This window comes from Mycobacterium sp. 1245801.1, from assembly GCF_001673055.1.
In the GTDB taxonomy this organism is placed as follows: domain Bacteria; phylum Actinomycetota; class Actinomycetes; order Mycobacteriales; family Mycobacteriaceae; genus Mycobacterium; species Mycobacterium europaeum_A.
Window position 1 is genome coordinate 1 of record NZ_LZKY01000288.1, and the last position, 839, is coordinate 839.

At 64.4% G+C, this 839-nt stretch carries 1 pseudogene; it reads left to right on the forward strand.

Features of this window, described 5'->3' with window-relative positions:
- Positions 1-285: 285 nt before the first annotated feature.
- A pseudogene (locus A5622_RS18555) lies at positions 286-839 on the forward strand (DNA polymerase III subunit beta); the annotation flags it as partial.

Genomic DNA, 839 nt, shown 5'->3' on the forward strand with positions numbered 1-839 from the left:
ACACCATAGACCGGATCGTTTGACGCAATAACGTCTAGCGTTTGATGAACCGCGCCGACGCCACGAAAGTGCCCACCAGATAGAACGGGTCCACCCGCCGGTGCAGCCGGTTCGCCAAGTGCAGCGCCGTGACCGCGATCGCGCCGGTCGTGAGGACCGGGTGGGCACTTTCGTGGCGTCGGCGCGGTTCATCAAACGCTAGACGTTATTGCGTCAAACGATCCGGTCTATGGTGTACGCAACGGCCGATTGACGGCGGCCCACACACCAGGAGTGACGATCCTTATGTCCGATTTGCAGTTCACGATTACTCGCGACGAGTTCGCGGATGCGATCAACTGGGTGGCGCGGGCGTTGCCGGCGAAGCCGTTGAACCCGCTGCTCGGCGCGATCCGACTCACCAGCGGCTCCGGTTACGTGATCCTGGAGGCGTTCGACTACGAAGTTGCCGCCGTGACAAGCGCTGGGGCGGATGTGACATCACTGGGAACCACCTTGGTGTCCGGGCGCCTGCTGCAGGCGATCAGCAAGGCGCTGGCACGCAAGCCGGTGGAGTTCAAGACTGAGGGTGGTACTGCACGCATCCTGTGCGGGGCCGCAGAGTTCACGTTGCCCACCATGCTGGGGAGTGAGTACCCAGACCTGCCGACGCGGCCGGCCGACGCGGGCAGCGTGGACGCCGGACAGTTCGCGGAGGCGATCGCGCAAACCAGTTTCGCGGTGCACCGCGGCGACGGGTACTCGAGCATCAAGGCGGTGTGTTTCGACGTCGACCCGCTCGGCGGGTTGACGTTGTCGGCCACCGACCGCTACCGCGTCGCGACGAAGACGATCCCATG